Source organism: Phenylobacterium sp. LjRoot225 (assembly GCF_964252855.1).
Classification (GTDB): Bacteria; Pseudomonadota; Alphaproteobacteria; order Caulobacterales; family Caulobacteraceae; genus Phenylobacterium.
The window spans coordinates 73,944-92,429 of sequence record NZ_CAXUPL020000003.1; the positions used below are offsets into that span (position 1 = coordinate 73,944).

The 18,486-nt window shown below is 68.7% G+C and carries 20 protein-coding genes; 10 read left to right on the top strand and 10 right to left on the bottom strand.

Annotation, left to right across the window (positions count from 1 at the left end; all coding sequences use genetic code 11):
* Positions 1 to 82: 82 nt before the first annotated feature.
* Together ACSQ2B_RS15455 and ACSQ2B_RS15460 are read right to left on the bottom strand one after the other, a co-directional pair.
* Positions 83 to 640 (bottom strand): transposase, encoded by a 558-nt coding sequence (locus ACSQ2B_RS15455; RefSeq protein ID WP_436051170.1) that lies wholly within the window; start codon positions 638 to 640, stop codon positions 83 to 85.
* A gap of 15 nt (positions 641 to 655) precedes the next feature.
* The gene (locus tag ACSQ2B_RS15460; RefSeq protein ID WP_436051172.1) at positions 656 to 784 is read right to left on the bottom strand and encodes a hypothetical protein; all 129 of its coding nucleotides are present in this window, start codon (positions 782 to 784) and stop codon (positions 656 to 658) included.
* A gap of 574 nt (positions 785 to 1,358) precedes the next feature.
* Between ACSQ2B_RS15460 and ACSQ2B_RS15465 the strand changes: the two genes are divergently transcribed.
* Positions 1,359 to 1,562: a hypothetical protein gene (locus tag ACSQ2B_RS15465; RefSeq protein WP_436051174.1), complete on the top strand. Its 204-nt coding sequence runs from the start codon at positions 1,359 to 1,361 to the stop codon at positions 1,560 to 1,562.
* 419 nt (positions 1,563 to 1,981) lie between these two features.
* Here ACSQ2B_RS15465 and ACSQ2B_RS15470 read toward each other — a convergent pair whose 3' ends face one another.
* Positions 1,982 to 2,419: a cupin domain-containing protein gene (locus ACSQ2B_RS15470; RefSeq protein WP_436051176.1), complete on the bottom strand. Its 438-nt coding sequence runs from the start codon at positions 2,417 to 2,419 to the stop codon at positions 1,982 to 1,984.
* Between the two features lie 189 nt (positions 2,420 to 2,608).
* Here ACSQ2B_RS15470 and ACSQ2B_RS15475 point away from each other — a divergent pair, with 189 nt between their 5' ends.
* Positions 2,609 to 2,998, top strand: coding sequence for a MarR family winged helix-turn-helix transcriptional regulator (locus ACSQ2B_RS15475; protein WP_436051177.1), 390 nt, complete (start codon positions 2,609 to 2,611; stop codon positions 2,996 to 2,998).
* Positions 2,999 to 3,217: 219 nt separating this feature from the next.
* Here the strand turns inward: ACSQ2B_RS15475 and ACSQ2B_RS15480 are convergent, their stop codons facing one another.
* From ACSQ2B_RS15480 to ACSQ2B_RS15490, 3 genes are all read right to left on the bottom strand, one after another.
* On the bottom strand, positions 3,218 to 4,897 hold the full coding sequence (locus ACSQ2B_RS15480; protein WP_436051179.1) for a lysine--tRNA ligase: 1,680 nt from the start codon (positions 4,895 to 4,897) through the stop codon (positions 3,218 to 3,220).
* A 219-nt stretch (positions 4,898 to 5,116) separates the two neighbouring features.
* On the bottom strand, positions 5,117 to 5,530 hold the full coding sequence (locus tag ACSQ2B_RS15485; protein WP_436051181.1) for a PaaI family thioesterase: 414 nt from the start codon (positions 5,528 to 5,530) through the stop codon (positions 5,117 to 5,119).
* The gene (locus ACSQ2B_RS15490) at positions 5,527 to 6,000 is read right to left on the bottom strand and encodes a PaaI family thioesterase (RefSeq protein WP_436051183.1); all 474 of its coding nucleotides are present in this window, start codon (positions 5,998 to 6,000) and stop codon (positions 5,527 to 5,529) included. The genes ACSQ2B_RS15485 and ACSQ2B_RS15490 overlap by 4 nt, the downstream gene beginning before the upstream one ends.
* Positions 6,001 to 6,075: 75 nt before the next feature.
* Between ACSQ2B_RS15490 and ACSQ2B_RS15495 the strand changes: the two genes are divergently transcribed.
* The 3 genes from ACSQ2B_RS15495 (at position 6,076) to ACSQ2B_RS15505 (ending at position 9,287) form a co-directional block, all read left to right on the top strand.
* A complete protein-coding gene (locus ACSQ2B_RS15495) occupies positions 6,076 to 7,086 on the top strand; it encodes a ligase-associated DNA damage response exonuclease (RefSeq protein WP_436051185.1) in 1,011 nt (336 codons plus the stop codon).
* Positions 7,087 to 7,420: 334 nt separating this feature from the next.
* A complete protein-coding gene (locus tag ACSQ2B_RS15500; protein WP_436051187.1) occupies positions 7,421 to 7,615 on the top strand; it encodes a hypothetical protein in 195 nt (64 codons plus the stop codon).
* Positions 7,616 to 7,652: 37 nt separating this feature from the next.
* Positions 7,653 to 9,287 (top strand): cisplatin damage response ATP-dependent DNA ligase, encoded by a 1,635-nt coding sequence (locus tag ACSQ2B_RS15505; RefSeq protein WP_436051189.1) that lies wholly within the window; start codon positions 7,653 to 7,655, stop codon positions 9,285 to 9,287.
* Positions 9,288 to 9,824: 537 nt separating this feature from the next.
* Here the strand turns inward: ACSQ2B_RS15505 and ACSQ2B_RS15510 are convergent.
* On the bottom strand, positions 9,825 to 10,163 hold the full coding sequence (locus ACSQ2B_RS15510) for a DUF5335 domain-containing protein (RefSeq protein WP_436051191.1): 339 nt from the start codon (positions 10,161 to 10,163) through the stop codon (positions 9,825 to 9,827).
* Between the two features lie 167 nt (positions 10,164 to 10,330).
* Between ACSQ2B_RS15510 and ACSQ2B_RS15515 the strand changes: the two genes are divergently transcribed.
* Both ACSQ2B_RS15515 and ACSQ2B_RS15520 read left to right on the top strand, forming a co-directional pair.
* A complete protein-coding gene (locus ACSQ2B_RS15515) occupies positions 10,331 to 10,729 on the top strand; it encodes a DUF1801 domain-containing protein (protein WP_436051192.1) in 399 nt (132 codons plus the stop codon).
* Between the two features lie 202 nt (positions 10,730 to 10,931).
* A complete protein-coding gene (locus tag ACSQ2B_RS15520; RefSeq protein WP_436051194.1) occupies positions 10,932 to 11,882 on the top strand; it encodes an alpha/beta hydrolase in 951 nt (316 codons plus the stop codon).
* Positions 11,883 to 11,918: 36 nt separating this feature from the next.
* On the opposite strand, the gene ACSQ2B_RS15525 is transcribed toward ACSQ2B_RS15520, so the two are convergent.
* Positions 11,919 to 12,371: a MarR family winged helix-turn-helix transcriptional regulator gene (locus ACSQ2B_RS15525; protein ID WP_436051196.1), complete on the bottom strand. Its 453-nt coding sequence runs from the start codon at positions 12,369 to 12,371 to the stop codon at positions 11,919 to 11,921.
* A 128-nt stretch (positions 12,372 to 12,499) separates the two neighbouring features.
* Between ACSQ2B_RS15525 and ACSQ2B_RS15530 the strand changes: the two genes are divergently transcribed.
* The 3 genes from ACSQ2B_RS15530 to ACSQ2B_RS15540 all read left to right on the top strand — a co-directional run bounded on the left by ACSQ2B_RS15530 (position 12,500) and on the right by ACSQ2B_RS15540 (position 15,587).
* A complete protein-coding gene (locus ACSQ2B_RS15530) occupies positions 12,500 to 13,645 on the top strand; it encodes an alpha/beta hydrolase fold domain-containing protein (protein WP_436051198.1) in 1,146 nt (381 codons plus the stop codon).
* A 99-nt stretch (positions 13,646 to 13,744) separates the two neighbouring features.
* Positions 13,745 to 14,701: a TIGR03557 family F420-dependent LLM class oxidoreductase gene (locus ACSQ2B_RS15535; protein ID WP_436051200.1), complete on the top strand. Its 957-nt coding sequence runs from the start codon at positions 13,745 to 13,747 to the stop codon at positions 14,699 to 14,701.
* Positions 14,702 to 14,888: 187 nt separating this feature from the next.
* Positions 14,889 to 15,587 carry a phosphatase PAP2 family protein gene (locus ACSQ2B_RS15540; protein WP_436051202.1) on the top strand — a complete coding sequence of 233 codons (699 nt, stop codon included), beginning with the start codon at positions 14,889 to 14,891 and terminating at the stop codon, positions 15,585 to 15,587.
* Here the strand turns inward: ACSQ2B_RS15540 and ACSQ2B_RS15545 are convergent, their stop codons facing one another.
* A complete protein-coding gene (locus ACSQ2B_RS15545; RefSeq protein WP_436051204.1) occupies positions 15,588 to 17,675 on the bottom strand; it encodes an ATP-binding protein in 2,088 nt (695 codons plus the stop codon).
* A complete protein-coding gene (locus tag ACSQ2B_RS15550) occupies positions 17,675 to 18,355 on the bottom strand; it encodes a TorF family putative porin (protein ID WP_436051205.1) in 681 nt (226 codons plus the stop codon). Before ACSQ2B_RS15550 ends, ACSQ2B_RS15545 begins: the two co-directional genes overlap by 1 nt.
* Positions 18,356 to 18,486: the final 131 nt, after the last annotated feature.

An 18,486-nucleotide genomic window follows, 5' to 3' on the forward strand; every position in this document is an offset into this window, starting at 1 on the left:
AAGGGTCCGCCGTGACTGAACGGCGGCAAGTCCCGACATTGCCATCCGTCAGAAATTGCGGAATTCGGTGACAGGTTATCCATTACAGTAAGAGAGGCTGCTCCGCGGACGGTGGCCTGGGCTTGCGTCCGGGTGCTCGACGCGCCAGCGGCCGGCCCAGCCGTCGCTCCAGATCGGCGATGAAGTCGGGGGTCCCCAGCGGGCGACCGATGATCTCGGCAGATCGGATGGCCTGGGTGGCGTTGCGGAACGCGACCTCCGCCGTGTCGGACGTATCCAGCAGCCTGGCGAAGTCCTCCACCCGCTCCAGCACCGGGCGCACCACGACCAGGCCGTCATCCTGTCCGACCAGATGCGCTGCAACGCTTGACCAGGGCCAGGCCCGCGCATCGCGCGCCAGACCGGCGCGCACCGGGTTCAGGCTCACGTATCTCACCGCAGCGATCAGATGCGCCTCGTCCATGGCGACGGAGCCGAAGCGGTTCTCGAACAGGTGGCCGCGCCAGCGGCCGCGCGCATTGACGAAGGCGGCGTAGCGGCGATGGGTTTCGCCGACCGCGCGGCTGAGCCCCTCCGCCGTCGAGGGGGTAAGGATCAGATGCACGTGGTTGGGCATGAGACAGTAAGCCCAGACCTGCACGCCGGCCTTGCGGGTCTACTCGGCCAGGAGATCGCAGTAGATGTCCTGGTCGCCATCCTCGAGGAAAATCGGCTCGCGCCGGTTGCCGCGCTGGGTGACGTGATGCGGCAGGTCAGGGACAACGATGCGAGCGAGCCGGGCCATGCCCTAGCTTAACTCATGAAGAACAAAACGGGAATATTTAACCTGTCACGGAATTCGTTTCAGGACATGGGTACTCGGGGACTGGGTATTCGGGGGGACTGGGTATTCGGGGGGACTGGGTATCCTGTCCCCGAATACGTGAAGGGCTGGGTGGACGAGATCGCCAGCGCAGGTGATTACAAGCGCTGGCGACTATCTTGAGCTACCAATAATAATGGTGCGGCCTCTTCTCCAGCGGCCACAGGAGTTCGTCGAAATCGACTCCGCGCACCACGTCGTGGCAGGCGAGCCGGTTCCGATGTCGCCGGGGCCTGTTGTGGTATTGGATATTCCAGCGCCCTGGCGTGCTGAAAAGGCGCACGCGCGTCTTGGCGCGCGTCGCTGGATACCCGCGTTTGTAGTGGGCCATTGTCACGTATCCTAGGTGATTACCTAACGTGACATCGGAGGCTCCTGCGGTTCGAGTGTGGGCTCCGTCGCGCGGAGCCCGCCCGTATAGTCGAACGGCGTTCGTTAGGAAAGGCCTGTGCGCTAGGAAGTACAAGCGCTGGCGGCTTAGCGCTACAACTCGGACATGACCGAGATCCCCGACCACGCAGCAGCCATCGTCTTCGATGAGGACGGGGCGAACCTGCACCTACCAGCCGCCATCATGGATGCGGGCAAGGAGCCCGTCGCGCGCTACGTCCTGGCCGCGTGTGAACTGGCCATGCGCTACGGCGATGCCGAGGCTTTGGAGGAATTGGCGCGAGCGTTCGAGGCTCGGCCGAGAAGCTGAAGGACGCAAGCGCGTCAGTACGAGTTTCTGGCGGCGGCTGTAGGTATTCGGGGACAGGATATCCTGTCCCCGAATACCTACGCGAATACCTACGGGAATATTTGCCCGCGGGCTGGGCAGCCTAGATGATCTAGACTGCGACGCTCCATCTGATGGCAGGCGCCCGAGGCGCGGCATCATCGGGCTCGCAGGCCCATCGCGCGAAGGCCGCCGCCGTGGACGTGGCGACGAATTCAAGCTCGGCGCCATCGCTCAGGCGTCGCAGGCTCGGCCGGAAATCCGGCTCGTAGACCAAGGCCGCATAGCGCCAAGCCTCGAGCGGAGACGCGAATGAAGCGATGAGTGTCCGGGCGGGACACAGCACATCGATGCGAAGAAGCCGATGGTCCACCATGGCGACACCCTTTGGATGGATTGGTCTACGAGGTGCTGCCCCTCGGCGGCGCGATGGTCAGGCCGTAGCGCCGCATCACCTCGACCACCCTGGCCGGGTCGGGGCCGTCCGGCCCGGCGACCGCTGCGGCGATGTCCAGGAAATACTGGGCGCCGATGTCCGGGGTGTTGATCACTAGCACGCGAGCTGGCCGGTCATGCGGGTTGCTGAAGCCGTGCACCACGCCCGGCAGCGTATATCCGCTCTGGCCCGGCGCAAGGTCGCGGACCTCATCACCGACCGTGGTGCGCAGCACACCTTCAAGGCAGTAGAGCATCTCTTCGCTGGCGTGGCTGTGCGCTGGCGGCGACGTTGCGCCAGGCGGCACGGTCAACTCGAACATGCCCGCCGCGCCGTCGGCGGCGCCGTCGCGAAGGTAGCGGATCTCCAGGCATCCAATCGAGATAACGTCCTGACCGGCCAAGATTGCAGCCCCCTCGTGATGGCTCCAAGCGGCACTACCCGGCCGCGCCTCGCGACCGTGCTTGCTGTCGCACGCTCGCATGGTAAAATCACTTTACGCTCATTTTGGTAAAATCCCTTTACCCCCCGGTCAAGCCCCATGGTTCGCAAAATCTCAGGCTTCGACCAGGCGCCTTACATCGGAGCTCTGATGCGCATGGGGCTGGAGTTGGCGCGCGGCCGCATCCTCGACGCTTTGGCGGACGCGGGCCTGAGCGACATCAGCCTGCCCCACCTCGGCCTCTTCCAGTATCCGCCGATCGACGGCGCCAGGCCGAGCGACGTCGCCAGACGCCTGGGCGTCTCAAAGCAGGCGCTCAATCATCTCCTGGGCCACCTTGAGAGCTGCGGTTATCTGGAGCGTCGCTCCGAACCGGCGAGCCGGCAGACAACCATCCACTACACCGAGCGCGGCTGGCAGATTCTGGATGTCACCATCGAAGCCATGCAGCGGCTGGAAGCGGATTGGCGAAGCCAGATTGGCGAGCAGAGGTTCGCAGAGCTCAAGGCGAGTATGAAGGAACTGACCGGTGTGAACTGACGAGCGCGTTCGCGCCCGGGCGTGAGCCCGGTTCAATCCTTCGCGCGCGATACGACCGAAGCGCGTCAGCTCGAGGCTTCATACAGCGAAGCTCGGACAGGCGGCGACAATCGGACGTTCCCAACGTCAGCTAAGAGTCAGAACTTCCCCGTCACCGCGCCCAAGCTGGTGCGGGGCCGCAACAGGACGTCCGGACGCCGCCCAGGAGTAGCCGCCCCTTCAGACCCCCGCCAGTTCCCCCGCCAGAGCGCGGTCGATCAGGGCGATGGTCCGCTCCACGCCGAAGATCGCCACAAACGACCCGAACCTTGGCCCCTGGCTCTGGCCGAGCAGGACTTCGTAGAGGGCGGAGAACCAGGCGCGCAGCGGCTCGAAGCCCGCCGCCTTGCCGACCTCGAACACCTCGTTCTGGATGGCCTCGGCGTCGGCGCCTGGCGGCAGGGCGCGTAGGCGCCCGGCCAGATCGCCCATCGCCGCCCGCTCCCGATCGTCGGGGGCGCGGAAGGTCTTCGAGGGCTTCACGAAGTCCTCGTAGTAGTTGATCGCATAGCCCGCGAGCTTGTCGAGCAGCGGCTGGGTCTCGGGGCTGGCGCCGGGGATGTAGCGTTCCAGGAAGCCCCAGAGGATTTCCTTGGTCGAGGCGTCGGCCGCCGAGACCAGGTTGAGGAGCAAGGAGAAGCTGACCGGCGAGCCCGCCTCCGGCGGCGCCCCGCGGTGGACATGCCAGGCGGGGTTGTCGATCGCCGGCTGGCCGGTCTCGGCGCGGATCTTGTTATAGGCGTCGAGCTGCTGCAGGTACTCGTCCGTGGCCTTGGGGATGACGTCGAAATAGAGCCGCTTCGCCGACTTCGGCGACTGGTACATGTAGTAGGCCAGGCTCTCGGGCGTGCCGTAGCGCAGCCACTCCTCCATGGTCAGGCCGTTGCCCTTGGACTTGGAGATCTTCTGGTTGTTCTCGTCCATGAAGAGCTCGTAGTGGAAGCTCTCCGGCGGCTCGCCGCCCAGCACCTTGCACAGCCGGTTGGAGACGCGGACCGAGTCCACCAGGTCCTTGCCGCTCATCTCGTAGTCGACGCCGAGCGCCGTCCAGCGCGCCGCCCAGTCAGGCCGCCACTGCAGCTTCACATGGCCGCCTGTCACCGGGACCTCGGTCAGGGTCCCGTCCTCGTCCGGGAAGACGATGGTCCCCTTCTCGAGATTGCGCTCGACGGTCGGCGCCTGCAGCACCCGGCCGGTCTTCGGGCTGATCGGCAGGAAGGGCGAATAGGTGGCGCGGCGCTCTTCGCCGAGCGTCGGCAGCATCACCGCCTGGATGGCGTCGAACCGCTCCAGCACCCGCAGCAGCACCGCGTCGAACCGGCCGGACCTGTAGCAGTCGGTCGAGGAGTGGAAATCGTAGTCGAAGCCGAAGCCGTCGAGGAAGGCCAGCAGGCGGGCGTTGTTGTGCGCCCCGAAGCTCTCGTACCGGCCGAAGGGGTCGCGCACCGAGGTGACCGGCTTGTCGCGGTCCTCTTCCAGGATGTGCCGGTTGGGCACGTTGTCGGGGATCTTCCGCAGGCCGTCCATATCGTCGGAGAAGACGATCAGCTTGCTCGGGATGGCGTCCTCGGTGAGCGCCCGGAAGGCGGTGCGCACCATGGTCGGCCGCGCGGCCTCGCCGAAGGTGCCCATGTGCGGCAGGCCGGACGCGCCATAGCCGCACTGGAAGATCACCGGCCGGGTCAGCGCCGGAAGGGCGGCGACGGCCTCCCGCGCCTTGCCCTCGCCGATCAGGCTGGCGGCCAGATCGCGCTCAGCGTCGGAGAGACGCAGGCGCAGGATACGGTCCAGAAGGAGCCGCGCCTGTTCGAAGGGCCAGCTCTTCGCTTCGCGAGCCCGGTGGGAGAGACCTTGCAACATGGCGAGGCGGTACCCCCCCGGGGCCGCAGGCTCAAGGCCTTTCGGGTGTAATGCGCCCACACCATCCGCCCATCATCCGCTCATCCCGGCGAAAGCCGGGACCCAAGCCGCGTCGACGGAAGGACTCTGGTGGCCGCGCGACGCACGGCGCGACATTCGGAAGTTCGGCTTGGGTCCCGGCTTTCGCCGGGATGAGCGGCAACGGAGGGGGTGGCGCGCCTACTCGCGAGGCAGCAGGAAATGGCCGCGAAGCGCCGCCACCGGCTCGCCGCGACGGTCCTGCCAGGCCTCGACATGGACGTTGGCGATGCGCCGGCCGACCTTGCGCAGGTCGGCGCGGGCGTAGGTGGTCTGCGGCCGCCCCGTCTTCAGGTATTCGATCGTCACGTCGATGGGCTTGGGCAGATGCGGCAGATCCCCCGACAGGGCGAGCTGGGCCAGGGCCGTCATCTCCATGAAGGCGCCGAGGACCCCGCCGTGCAGGGCCTGCCACTTCACATTGCCGATCAGCTTGTCGTCGAACGGCAGGATCGCGGTCATCTCGTCGCCCGCCAGCTCGGCGCGCAGCCCCAGGAACCGGGCGTAGGGCGTCCGGGCGAGGAAGGCGTTGAGGCGCTCGGCAGGGTCGCTCATGCGCGCGGCTCCGGGACGGCGAAGGTGGCGAGCGCGGTGGCGACGGGATCGTTACGGTCGACGTCCCAGGCGACAGCGCGGACGAAGGCGATGGTGCGGGTGAGCTTGTAGCAGTGCGCCTCGCAGATCACCCCGGCGCGCGGCCCGGCCGCACGCATGTAGTCGACGCGCAGGTCGAGGGTGGGCGCGCCGCCGCGCTTGATGCTCGCGAGCGTCGCGGCGCAGGCATGGTCGATCAGCGCGGTCACCACCCCGCCCGCCAGGGTCTCCCGCTCGGGATCGCCCACCAGGTCCTCCCGCCAGGGGGCCTCGAGGGTCACCCGTCCGGCCTCGATGCCGACCAGGCCGACGCCCAGGGCGCGCGACAGCGGCGCGGCCAGCATGAACCTGGCGACCTTCTCCACATCGATGTCGGCGTCGATCTCGGCGTCCATGCTGGAGGGGTTAGGGGGGAGGCGCGAGGGCGTCAAGACGAGCCCTCTCCCCGTCGTCGGGGAGAGGGCCTTGAGCTTGCGCCGCCGCGCGCCCACCCCAAATGCCCTGACATGATCCGACCGCAGGACCTGCTCTGCCCCAAGCCTGAGGGGCTCTACTGCGCGCCGGGGGATTTCTACATCGACCCGACGCGGCCGGTGGCGCGGGCGGTGATCACCCATGGCCACTCCGACCATGCGCGCGCCGGCCACGGGGCGGTGCTGGCCACCCCGGCCACCCTCGACATCATGGGCGAGCGTTACGGCCTGGGCTTCGCCGAGGCCATGCAGGCCGCGGACTACGGCGAGGCCGTGGCGCGCGACGCGGTCGAGGTGACCCTGGTCCCGGCCGGCCATGTGCTGGGCTCGGCCCAGGCGGTGGTCCGCTGGAAGGGGCTGACCATGGTGGTCTCCGGCGACTTCAAGCGAAGGCGCGATCCCACCTGCCAAGCCTTCACGCCGGTCCCCTGCGACGTCTTCATCACCGAAGCCACCTTCGGCCTGCCGGTCTTCCGCCATCCGCCGGACCGCGACGAGATCGCCCGCCTGCTGCGCTCGGTGGCGCAGTTCCCGGAGCGCTCGCACCTGGTCGGCGCCTATGCGCTCGGCAAGGCCCAGCGGGTGATCCGCCTGCTGCGCGAGGCCGGCTGGGAGCGGCCGATCTATGTGCACGGCGCCCTGGAGCGGCTGAACGCCCTCTACGAGCGGCACGGCGTCGAGCTCGGCCCGCTGCTGCCCGCCACCACCGCGGCCAAGGCGGCCTTCGCCGGCGAGATCATCGTCGCCCCGCCCTCGGCCCTGCAGGACCGCTGGAGCCGCCGGTTTCCCGATCCGGTGGCGGCCTTCGCCTCGGGCTGGATGCAGGTGCGCGCCCGCGCCCGCCAGCGCGGGGTCGAGCTGCCGCTGGTGATCTCCGACCACGCCGACTGGGACGAACTGACCGCGACCGTCGACGAGATCCGCCCGGGCGAGCTCTGGATCACCCACGGCCGCGAAGAGGCGCTCGCCCGCTGGGCCGAGCTGCACGGCGTGCCGGCCCGGGCGCTGGCCCTGGTGGGCTACGAGGACGAGGAGGACGACTGAGGCCGCGCCGAACGAGACAAGGACGCGCCCGGGCGAGCCATTCCGACAGCTTGCCGAGCTTGCGGCTCGCGCCGATGTTCAGAAGCAGAGCTGGGCCCGAGAGGACGCCGATGTCTCCAAACAACGACTGCCTCTGCAAAGGTCCGAAGAAGTGCGGCCGCTGCCACCTGCTTGCGCTGAGCCGCGCCCGGGCCGAGGCCCAGACCGGCAGGGAGACCGCGCCGCCAGCGCCGCTCGCGCCCTGGCCGGGGGACTCGCGCGCCGCGCCTAGCGGTCGGTCGGGGAGCGTCCTGGCCCCCGTCGCGTTCGCATCCGTGAGCCCAGGAGCGAACCCATGTCCGAAACCTATGAAACCCCGCCGTCTGATCCCACGGACGGTCGCCGCTCCAGGCCAGACGGCGACGGCCTGCCGCCAAAGACCGGCGGCGACCTGCCCCGGCGGGGCGCCGACGACAGCGTCGATCCCGGCATGCCCGGCGAGGGCGGCGATAGCGGTGGGGACACCGGCGGCATGGCGGGCGAGGGCTGATTTGGCGACGCGGGCTCCGGCCCCTATTTTCTAGGGCATGCGCGCCTTCGCCGAGCTGCTCGACCGGTTGTCCCTGACGGCCTCGCGCAACGCCAAGCTGACGTTGGTGCGCGACTATCTCCGCGCCACCCCCGATCCCGACCGGGGCTGGGCGCTGGCGGCGCTCACCGGCGAGCTCAGCTTCAACGCGGCCAAGCCGGCCTTCATCCGCAAGGCCGTGGAAGAGCGGATGGATCCGCAGCTCTTCGCCTGGTCCTACGACTATGTCGGCGACCTGGCCGAGACCGCTGCCCTGGTCTGGCCGGCCCGGCCGGGCGCCAATCGTGAGCCGCAGCTGTCCGAGGTGGTCGACGCCCTGCGCACCGCCAGCCGCGCCGAGGTCCAGCGGCTGATCGAGGGCTGGCTGGACGCCCTCAATAAGCCGCGGGAGCGCTGGGCGCTGCTGAAGCTGGTCACCGGGGGATTGCGCGTCGGCCTCTCCGCCCGGCTGGCGAAACAGGCGACCGCCGACATCCCGACGGAGGGGGCCGGCGTCCCCGTCGCCGAGGTGGAGGAGCTGTGGCATGCGCTGCATCCGCCCTACGAGGACCTGTTCGCCTGGCTGGAGGGGCGTTCCGACAAGCCCTCGTCGGAGAACCCCGCCCGCTTCCGCCCCGCCATGCTGGCCCAGGCGATCGACGAGGCGGTGGACTTCGCCAAGCTCGATCCGGCCGACTACGCCGCGGAATGGAAATGGGACGGCATCCGCGTCCAGGCGGTGAACGAGGGGGGCTTGCGCCGGCTCTACACCCGCACCGGCGACGACATTTCCCGCACCTTCCCGGACATCCTGGGTGCGCTCACCGACGGAGGGGTGATCGACGGCGAGCTGCTGGTGATCCGCGGCGGCCAGGTCGCGAGCTTCGGCGACCTGCAGCAGCGGCTGAACCGCAAGAGCGTCGACGCCAAACTGATGGCCGCCTATCCCGCCGCCATCCGCGCCTACGACCTCTTGGCGGAGGGGCCCGACGACCTCCGCGTACTGCCCTTCGTCGCGCGCCGGACCCGGCTCGAGGCCTTCGTGGCGCGCCAGGATTCCGCCCGGATAGATCTCTCGCCCTTGCAGCCCTTCGACAGCTGGCCGGAGCTGGCGGACCTGCGGGCCCGTCCGCCGGCCGGGGATCCGCAGATCGCCGAAGGGCTGATGCTGAAGCGCTGGGATTCCATCTACGAGGCGGGCCGGCCGAAGGGGCCCTGGTTCAAGTGGAAGCGCGACCCCTTCCTAGTCGACGCGGTGCTGATGTACGCCCAGCGCGGGCATGGGAAGCGATCGAGCTTCTATTCCGACTACACCTTCGGGGTCTGGACCGCCGACGCGGCCGGCCAGCGGACGCTGACCCCGGTCGGCAAGGCCTATTTCGGCTTCACCGACGAGGAGCTGAAACAGATCGACAAATACGTCCGCGACCACACGATCGAGCGCTTCGGCCCGGTCCGCTCGGTCCGCGCCGAGCCGCACGCGGGCCTGGTCTTCGAAGTCGCCTTCGAGGGCCTGCAGCGCTCCAGCCGGCACAAGTCTGGCGTCGCCATGCGCTTTCCGCGCATCAACCGCATCCGCTGGGACAAGCCGCCCGGCGAGGCCGACGAGCTTCCTACTCTCGAGCGGATGCTTGAGCAGATGGAGGGACGATAGGCCGCCAGCACGCCTGGATCCTGCGGATCGCCCGCCGGGGCTCGTGCGAAATGGCTCCGGTCGCGAGGGGGGGAGCGACCGGAGCCATCCGAGCGTGTGCGCAACGTGGGGGGCGGGAGCGCACAACTCCAAGGTGAGTTGAACGCCACCTAAGGTCAAGGTTAGCCAGCCTAAAATATGCGCCGCAATCGGCTGTGCTCGATCTTTCTCCACCATCGTGTCGGTGCGCCTGCGCGTCAGCCAAACGTGAGCCTTCATGGTGTTCGCTGGCGCGCGGCGCGCGCCTCGGCAGGAACGAGGTTTGATGAAGAAGACGCCCCCCGCACCATGACGCGCGGGGGGCATCCGTTGCAGCGGCGGCTCGCCGCTGCGAGGCGCGGGGGCGATGAGGGCTCGTCACCAGCGCGCCACCTGATGATGAGCCGTTGCAGGAAACTGACACTGGCGTTTGATCGTCCGGCCAGCATTTTCGAACCGTCGTGATCGAGGACGCGGCCCACGGCGGCCGACCTTCGGGACGTCCAGGGTGGAGAGCTTTCACCCAGGCGGGGGGAGACGCAACGGTTCGCGGAACCGCAGGATATGACGGTCGCCGCTCTTTGCGCCGATGGCCAGGTTGCGGACGACGGCGCCTTCCTGCTGGACCACCAGGGTCTCGGGCTCGTGGATGATGTGATCAAGGCCTGCGACGGCCACTTCGAAGATGTCGTCTTTCGGGTCATAGGCAAGGCCAAGGAGCGGAACCCACTCCGCCTGGATCTGGTCGCCGATGCCGAGGGCGGCGACCTCGATCTCCGCCTGAACGCCCTGCAGCTGGCGGGACAAACCGCCCGCAAGGGCCGCCCAGTCGCTTCGTTCCACCACGCGGTCAGACATATTGCATTCCCCAATCACAGCGCGTGACGCATGGCCGGATGGCGCATCCGAATGCGCACAGCCGATAACCTTCGCGATTGAGGCGGGTTCCGGATCCGCGATGGCCGGCGTCGGAGGGCCGGCGCAGGTCGGCTCGACTTTCCGCGCCGGACTGCCAACCTGGACTGATGGCGGACCTCTTCCGATTGCCGAGCGCCGTTCGGCGCGACCCCGACGTAGACGCCTGGTTCGCCCAGGGCGACGCGCTGCGAGGCATGGTCCAGCCGTGGTTCGAAGAGTTGCGCGGCTGCGGTGCGGATGTCCGGGAGCTTCTCCACGACGGCCATCCGACGGTGTGCGTGGCGGATGCGGCCTTCGCCTACGTCGACGCCTTCGCCGCGCATGCGAACCTGGGCTTCTTCTACGGTGCGGCCCTGGAAGATCCGGCTGGGCTCCTGCAGGGCGTCGGCAAGCGCATGCGCCACGTGAAGCTCCACTGGGGGCGGCCGCCGGACGCTTCGGCCTGTAGGGACCTCATCGCGGCGGCCTACCAGGACATCCGGCTGCGCCTCAAGGGCGGCGCGTGAGGCCCCAGCAGCGGGTGGCCGATCAGGTGGCCGTCGGCGGCTTGTGTCAGCCACTTCGCCATGGTGACCTGCGGTTCGCGGACCTCTCGAACACTTCGGCCATTCGACAGAAGTGCGGGCGCTGGCCTCTAGCGACCTGTGGAACCAAGAGGCCTCAAGGGGACGAAACGTCATGGAGCAAGGCAGCGCAAAGGGGATGGTCGTGCCCGCGCGCACGATCCCGGCGCCGACCACGGTGAGCCCGCAGGCGCAGGCGGTGCTGGCGCAGGGAAGCCCTTTCGGTCGCATCGAGGAGCCCGATCCTCAGGACGTGGCAGCCTGGGAGCGCCGCGTGGAAGAGGGCAACAGGTCGCTGACGGAGATGATCGCGACGCGGTTCGCGGCGCAGCAGAGCGCCTTGGCGATCGAGGAACATCGTCTCTCCGCGGCGACGCTCTACGCTGTCGCGCCGAAGGAGCTGTCGTCCGAGAACGAGGGACGCGCCGTGCTCTACGTCCACGGCGGCGGATTCACCGTCGGCGGCGGGATCGCCGCCGCCTACGCGGCCGCCGGGCTCGCCGCGCAGGCGAAGCTTCGCACTTTCTCAGTCGACTATCGGATGCCTCCAAGATCTCCGTTCCCCGCAGGCCTCGACGACGCCGTGGAGGCGTATCGGTTTCTGCTCGACCGCTACGATCCCGGAAACATCGCCGTCTACGGTCCGTCGGCAGGAGGCGGTCTTGCGGCCTCCTGCCTGCTGAAGGCGCGCGACCACGGCCTGCCCATGCCGGCGGCCTGCGTGCTGCACTCGCCGGAGGCCGATCTCACCGAGTCCGGGGACAGCTTTGAGACCAACAACGGCGTCGACGCCATACTTGGTCGTCTTACCAACTCGATTGCGCTCTATGCGAACGGGCACGACCTGAGGGACCCCTACCTCTCGCCCCTCTTTGGCGACTTCACCAAGGGATTCCCGCCGACCTTGCTGACGTCGGGCACGCGGGACCTGTTCCTGTCAAATACGGTCCTGATGCATCGCGCTTTGCGACGCGCCGGCGTCAGCGCCGAACTGCATGTGTGGGAAGCCATGGGGCACGGCGGTTTCCTGGGCGCGGCGCCGGAAGACCAGGAGCTGTTCGCAGACCAGGTGCAATTTATCCTCCGCCACCTTTAGCCGACCCGCCCGGCGGGCCGGTGCGGCTGTCACGCCCTAGGCGTGGTCTCGGCGGCATTGCTGTTCGGCGATGAGCTTGAGCGCGTTGATCACGAGCGCCTTGTCCTGCGCCGACAGGCTTTGGGTGATCCGGTCCTCGTGACGCTGCAGGGCCTTGCGCACCTCCTCGAGCTGCCGGGCGCCGGCCTCGGTAAGTTGCAGCGTCATCGCCCGGCGCGCGCCCGGGACCCGCTCGAGGAAGCCCGCCGTCGCCAGCCGGGCGACGAGGGGGACCATGTTCGCCGGCTTGATCCGCAGATCCCGGCCGACCTCCGTCTGGGTCCGGCCGGGGCACTCGCCGATGGCGATCAGCAAGGTCGCTTCGCTGGTGCGAAGGCCAAGCGGCTCGAACTCGGCTTCGAGCGCTGACTTCAGCATGGCCGACACCCGACGCAGCTGAAAGCCGAGCATGTCGCCCAGCGAGTCGAACTTGATCTTCCTAACGGCCATGATCGCTCGCGGGGACTTGCGCGCCTCGGGTCTTGCAATTTATGTTATATAACATAAGTAACGGCCTTCGTCATCATTCGGCGTCCGGCCTCTATCCAGAGCCGGGCGTTCGGCCAAGGGGAGCGAACATGAAAGCCTACAGGAAACCCTCAAACGAGCTGCGTCCCTTCTCGCCCGGCCTCCGCAGCCGGCTGGCGTGCGCGGCGGCGGCCCTGGCCGTGAGCGGCCTGTCCGCCCACGGCGCGGGCGCGCAACCGGCTCCGCCCGCGGGCGCGCAGCCCGGGACGATCGAAGCCGACGGGACGGTGAACGTCCCCACCTTCCAACTGCCGCCCTCCATCTACCTCAGCGACGAGGCCAAGGCCGCCCTGCCGCGCAAGCCTTCCGATCCGGAAGAGCCGATGTTCCGGGCTCTGGCCTCGGGCAGCGCCGGCGCGATGCGCGCAAAAATCGGCCAGTACATGGCCGGGACCATCAAGCACCACGCCGACCTCTATCCCGTGACCATGCGCGAAACGACCATCGCGGGGGTTCAGGCCATTGTCGTCACGCCGGTCAAGCCGGTTCCGGCCGCCAATCGGCGCAAGATCCTGCTCAACCTGCCGGGCGGCGGCTTCGTCATGGGCGCGGCCGGCGGCACCGGCATGGTCGAGTCGATACCGCTCGCCGCCCTCGCTCAGGTCGAGATCGTCAGCATCACCTACCGCCAGGCGCCGGAGACCAAGTTCCCGGCGGCCAGCGAGGACGTGGCGGCGGTCTATCGCGAGCTCCTGAAGACCCACCGGCCGGAGGATATCGCCATCTTCGGCTGCTCGGCCGGCGGACTTCTGACGGCGGAGTCCATGGCCTGGTTCCAGAAGGAGAAGCTTCCCCTGCCCGGCGCCATCGGCATCTTCTGCGCCTCGGCGGACGCCCGCTGGGGCGGCGACAGCCGCGCCTTCGGCCGACCCTTCCAGGGGCTGGGGCCGCGTCCCGGCGGGCTCAGCTACTTCCGCGACGAGGACCTGACCAATCCGCTCGCCTCGCCGGTGCTGGCGCCCGACATCCTGAAGAAATTCCCGCCGACCCTGATCGTCACCGCGACCCGGGCGATGGAGATGAGCGCTGCGGTCAACACCCACCGCGAGCTGGTCAAGGCCGGCGTCGAGGCCGATCTCCACATGTGGGACGGCTTGGGCCACGCCTTCTTCTACAACATCGACCTGCCGGAATCGCGCGAGGCCTTCCAGGTGATGGCCGACTTCTTCCGCAAGCGCCTCAAGCTGCAGAAATAACCCCTTCGCCTCCCCCGCGACCGCGGGGGAGGCGAACCCTGCATGGGGATCGAATGCGCCGTTCGCTGGTTTTGAGCGCCAGACGAACGGAGAGGCGGGATGATCAAGTACGGCTACAAGCTGATGACCGAGGAGCACGGCCCCTCGGCCCTGGTCGAGAACACGAAACGGGCGGAGGCCGCGGGCTTCGACTTCGTCTCCATCTCCGACCATTTCCATCCCTGGCTGGAGAGCCAGGGGCATTCGCCCTTCGCCTGGAGCGTCCTCGGCGCCATCGCCGCGACCACCTCGAGGATCGGCATCACCACCGGCCTGACCTGCCCGATCCTCCGCTACCACCCGGCGATCATCGCCCAGGCGGCGGCGACCATCGGGGTGATGAGCGGCGGCCGCTTCAGCCTGGCGATCGGCGCCGGCGAGCGGCTGAACGAGCACGTCACCGGCGCGCGCTGGCCCTCCATCCCCGAACGGCACGAGATGCTGGAGGAGGCGATCGACATCTTCCGCACGCTGTGGAGCGGCGGCGCCCACACGATCCGCGGCAAGCATTTCACCGTCGATCACGCCCGCCTCTACGACCTGCCGGACAGGCCGATCACGATCACCGTCGGCGTCAGCGGGCCCCAGTCGGTGGCGCTGGCCGCCGAAAAGGCCGACGGCATGATGGCCACGGAAGCCGATCCGAAGCTGGTCCAGGACTACCTCGCCAAGGCCGCCAGGCCGGGACCGCGCTACGGCGAGGTCGGCCTGGCCTACGCCGAGACCGAGACGGCGGCGCTGGAACTGCTGCGCGACCGCTCCCGCTTCGGCGCCTTCGGCTGGAGCGTGATGAGCGAACTGCCGACCGTCGAGGGCTTCGAGGCGGCCTCGCAGTTCGTCCGGCCCGAGGACCTCAAGGAGTCCGCTGGCCTCGGTCCCGACCCGGAAAGCCACCTGAAGGCGATCCGCAAATATGCCGACGCCGGCTTCGACCACATCGTCCTCCTGGGCGTCGGCGACGAGCAGGAGAAATTCATCGACTTCTTCGCGCGCGAGCTGAAGCCCAGGCTGGGCTAGAGCCAGATCAGGCGGAACCGTAGGGCCGACGGAGGACTTCTTGCGTCGGCGGACGACGCGTGCCGCCCCATGCTCGCCCGGCGGCGGGCGGCCGCCATCGAGGAGCGTTCATGGGCGAGGCCAAGAACCGCGGACGGGGCAGGTCGGCCCATATCCCGATCGGCTCCAGGCGGGCCGCCGACGCGGCATGAACCGCGCGGAACTCCATCCGCCCCGGGTCGTGCGGTGGCTGTGGCCGAGCCTGCTCCTGCTGGCGGTCGCAGGGGCCTTGCTGGCGGCGCACATCGCCGAGGAGATCGCGGAAGGCGACACCTTCCGCTCGGACCGCGCCATCCTGCTGGCTCTGCGCCGACCGGGCGACATCAGCCGGCCGATCGGGCCTGAGTGGCTGCTGCAGTCGGCCGTCGACATCAGTGCGCTGGGCGGCTTCACCCTGCTGTGGATCTTCGGCGCCGCCGGGATCGGCTATCTGGCGCTGCGGCGACGCCGCGCGGAAGCCGCCTGGCTGGGCGCCTCGCTCGTCGGCGCCTCGATCATCGACACCGTGCTGAAGAGCCTCTTCGACCGCGCCCGGCCGGACCCGTCCCTGCACCTGGCCTTCGTCGCCAACGCCAGCTTCCCCAGCGGCCACGCCATGATCTCGGCGGCCGTCTACCTCAGTCTCGGCCTGATGATTGCCGAGACGGATCCCCGCCTCCTCGGGCGGATCTGCCTGCTGGCCTTCATGTGCCTGATGGTCATCCTGATCGGCTGTACGCGGGTCTATCTCGGCGTGCACTGGCCGTCGGACGTGGTCGCCGGCTGGTGCCTCGGGACCGTCTGGGCGCTGATGGTGTTCGCCGCCATGCGCTGGCTCCGGCGCAACGGCCAAGCGGACGGCGACTGATCAGCTCGCGGCCCGCGCCGGCAGGAGCGACCCGGCGGCGACCTCCTCGAGGAGCTTGTAGAGCTTGGCCACTTCGATCGGCTTTCCGAGATGGCCGTCCATTCCGGCCGCCCAATAGTCTTCGATCTGATGCGTCATGACATTGGCCGAGAGGGCGACGACGGGGGTCCGCCCACGACCGGATTCGGCCTCATGGCGACGGATGGCCCGGGTCGCCTCGACTCCGCCCATCTCCGGCATCTGCACGTCCATGAGCACCAGGTCGAAGCTCGCCTCCCGGAACGCCTGCAGGGCTTCCAGGCCGTTCGAGACCACCCGCAGATCCAGATCCAGGGGCTGCAGCAGCGCGCGCAGGACCAGCTGGTTGGTGGGATTGTCCTCCGCCGCGAGAACACGGAGCGGCCGCTCGTTCTCCGGCGTCCACTGGCCGTCCGGGTAGGACGGCGCAGGGCCGCTGAGCTCAGGCGCGTCCTGCAGCGGCAGGATGAAGGTGAAGGCGGATCCCTCGCCGAGCGCGCTCTGCACGCGGAGCTCGCCGCCCATGAGATGGACCAAGTCGTAACAGATCGCCAGGCCCAGGCCCGAGCCTCCATAGCGCCGGGTGGTGGAGGCGTCGGCCTGGCTGAACTTCTGGAACAGGCGCGCGACCTGGTCCTGTCTCAGGCCGATCCCGGTGTCGATCACCGAGAAGGCGAGCCCGCCCTCGGCGGCGGCGGCATGAAGGCGCACGGTTCCCTGTTCGGTGAACTTCACGGCGTTGGAGATCAGGTTGGACAGCACCTGGCGGATGCGGAGCGCATCGCCCTTCCACCAGAGCGGGTCGCCGGCCTCGATCGTGAAGCCCAGCTGCAGGTCCTTGGCGGCGGCCAGCCCCTCGAAGGTCGCGCACACCGTGCGGCAGAGGTCATGAAGATTGAAAGCCGTCTGTTCGAGCTCCAGCTTTCCCGCCTGGATCTTCGACAGGTCCAGGACGTCGTTGAGCAGGGCGAGCAGGGTGGCGCCGGACTCCTGGATCACCGTGAGGCGTTCACGCTGCGGGGCGCTCAGATCGGCGGCGGACATGACGTGCGCCATGCCCAGGACGCCGTTCAAGGGCGTCCGGATTTCATGGCTGATGTTGGCGAGGAACTCCGATTTGGCGCGATTGGCGGCGTCGGCGTTTTCCCGCGCCACGCGCAGTTCGAAGGTCATCCGGTCCATGCGCCGCACCAGGACCGCCAGGAGCAGGGTGATCAACGCCGCCACCGCCAGGATCGTCCATTTGGCGTTCGCATAGACACCGACACCAGGCTGCTCAGGGGTCCAGACGAGGGCGCCGATCGGCGCGCCGTCGCTGCCTCGCACAGCGACCGATGGGCCGCTGGGCGGGACGGCCGCCACCAGGCGCGCGCGCCGCAGGCCATAGTCCGTATTCAGCGCCTCGAGGTACTTCGGCCCGATGCGAATGGCGGTGACGACTATCGGGTGGCGCGCGACCAGGCGCCCCTTGTAGCCGGGCTCCGGGACGACCGTGCTCGCCTGCGCCAGGTAGACGTCCCTGCCCACCCGGACGCCGGCGCCGGCCGCGGCGACCCGCGGGAAGCCCAGGCTCTGCGGGTTGGCGATGATCGTCGCGTGCTCGCGCGCCCGGACCTGGAGCAGGATGGGTCTGACCGCGCTGGCGAAGGACTCGAGCCGTTTCACCGGAACCCGCTGACCGCCCAGGGAGGCGTAGAAGGGGCGGTCCTGCGCGTCGAAGGCGATGGTCAGGTCGTGCTTCAGGTACTGGCTGTAATACTGGCCGAAGTTCACATCGAGCCATTCCCAGTCCGTCGGGCGAATGCTCTTTTCGTAGGCGTCGTTCCAGACGGTGGCGGAGGTCAGGTCCTCCAGCAGGGTCACCAGCCGCCGGTCCGCCGCGCGCTGGAGCAACTCCGTTTCCCGCGCCTGGGTGATGCGGTTGGTCGCCACCCCGGCGTAAACGATCAGGCTGGCGAAGCCGAGCATGATCATGGCGAAGGCGACGAGCGCCACCAGGATGACGGCGTGATGGCGCCAGAACCTCCGCGCACGCCGCACTCCGGCCGTGACGAACCAAGGCGCGGTCATCAGAAGCCGACCGCCAGGCCGGCCACCAGGGCGGCCGACCCGCCAGGCTCGTCGGCGTCCACATAGCTCAGCTCGGCGCGCACAGGGCCGAACGCGCGCGCGGCGCTGGCCGACCAGTCCCACTTGCCGCCGGGGGCGAACGCGCCGTCCTCGTAGCCGGATTGCACGGTCAGCTCGACGGGACCGGCCCGCCAGCCGACGGAGCCGTAGACGTAGGCGTTGTCCTTGTGGCCGAGCGCCGACTGCGACGGAGCGTAGGCGCCGCCGAGCGTGACCGTCGCGACGCCGATCGCCCTCGACAGAGAAATCGGCGCCTCGAGGTAGGACAGGTCCTCGGCGCGCGGATAGGCGTAGGCGGCGATCCCGAGATCGATATCCAGCCCGGCCGCCTGGAAGGCCCAGCCCAGGCTGACGTCGACCTCGACCCTGGCGCCGGAGGTGTCGCCCTCGCTGGCGTAGTCCTCGATCGTGGAGCCCCAGAGGTCGACATAGGCCCCGCCGGCGAAGGTCGCACGAGCGCCCGCCTGCAGCGCCGGCTTGCGATCGGACAGGCTGACGCCCCGGAACCGATAGTCGCTGACGACCCCGAGTTCGTAGTCCATCTGGATCGCGCGCGCCGTCGTCGCCTGCGCTTCCGGCGCAGCGATCGCAGCCGCCGCCGCAAACATGGGTGCGAGCATTCGGTCCCCCTTCGAGCGCGAGCTTTGTCCGCACAACCTTTGCTATTCGATTACGGTGAGGGCGGCGCCAGAGTCGCAGTCGGCGTCGCAGGGGTCCGCGCGCCGGCGATGTCCCGCCTTGCGAGTCGTTA

Coding starts and splice junctions, on each gene's coding strand:
- ACSQ2B_RS15510 (WP_436051191.1), bottom strand. CDS start 10,163: ATGTCTGACCGCGTGGTGGAACGAAGCGACTGGGCGGCCCTTGCGGGC.
- ACSQ2B_RS15550 (WP_436051205.1), bottom strand. CDS start 18,355: ATGCTCGCACCCATGTTTGCGGCGGCGGCTGCGATCGCTGCGCCGGAA.
- ACSQ2B_RS15515 (WP_436051192.1), top strand. CDS start 10,331: ATGGCGGACCTCTTCCGATTGCCGAGCGCCGTTCGGCGCGACCCCGAC.
- ACSQ2B_RS15530 (WP_436051198.1), top strand. CDS start 12,500: ATGAAAGCCTACAGGAAACCCTCAAACGAGCTGCGTCCCTTCTCGCCC.
- ACSQ2B_RS15465 (WP_436051174.1), top strand. CDS start 1,359: ATGACCGAGATCCCCGACCACGCAGCAGCCATCGTCTTCGATGAGGAC.
- ACSQ2B_RS15495 (WP_436051185.1), top strand. CDS start 6,076: ATGATCCGACCGCAGGACCTGCTCTGCCCCAAGCCTGAGGGGCTCTAC.
- ACSQ2B_RS15505 (WP_436051189.1), top strand. CDS start 7,653: ATGCGCGCCTTCGCCGAGCTGCTCGACCGGTTGTCCCTGACGGCCTCG.
- ACSQ2B_RS15535 (WP_436051200.1), top strand. CDS start 13,745: ATGATCAAGTACGGCTACAAGCTGATGACCGAGGAGCACGGCCCCTCG.
- ACSQ2B_RS15500 (WP_436051187.1), top strand. CDS start 7,421: ATGTCCGAAACCTATGAAACCCCGCCGTCTGATCCCACGGACGGTCGC.
- ACSQ2B_RS15545 (WP_436051204.1), bottom strand. CDS start 17,675: ATGACCGCGCCTTGGTTCGTCACGGCCGGAGTGCGGCGTGCGCGGAGG.
- ACSQ2B_RS15480 (WP_436051179.1), bottom strand. CDS start 4,897: ATGTTGCAAGGTCTCTCCCACCGGGCTCGCGAAGCGAAGAGCTGGCCC.
- ACSQ2B_RS15525 (WP_436051196.1), bottom strand. CDS start 12,371: ATGGCCGTTAGGAAGATCAAGTTCGACTCGCTGGGCGACATGCTCGGC.
- ACSQ2B_RS15485 (WP_436051181.1), bottom strand. CDS start 5,530: ATGAGCGACCCTGCCGAGCGCCTCAACGCCTTCCTCGCCCGGACGCCC.
- ACSQ2B_RS15540 (WP_436051202.1), top strand. CDS start 14,889: ATGAACCGCGCGGAACTCCATCCGCCCCGGGTCGTGCGGTGGCTGTGG.
- ACSQ2B_RS15475 (WP_436051177.1), top strand. CDS start 2,609: ATGCGCATGGGGCTGGAGTTGGCGCGCGGCCGCATCCTCGACGCTTTG.
- ACSQ2B_RS15460 (WP_436051172.1), bottom strand. CDS start 784: ATGGCCCGGCTCGCTCGCATCGTTGTCCCTGACCTGCCGCATCACGTC.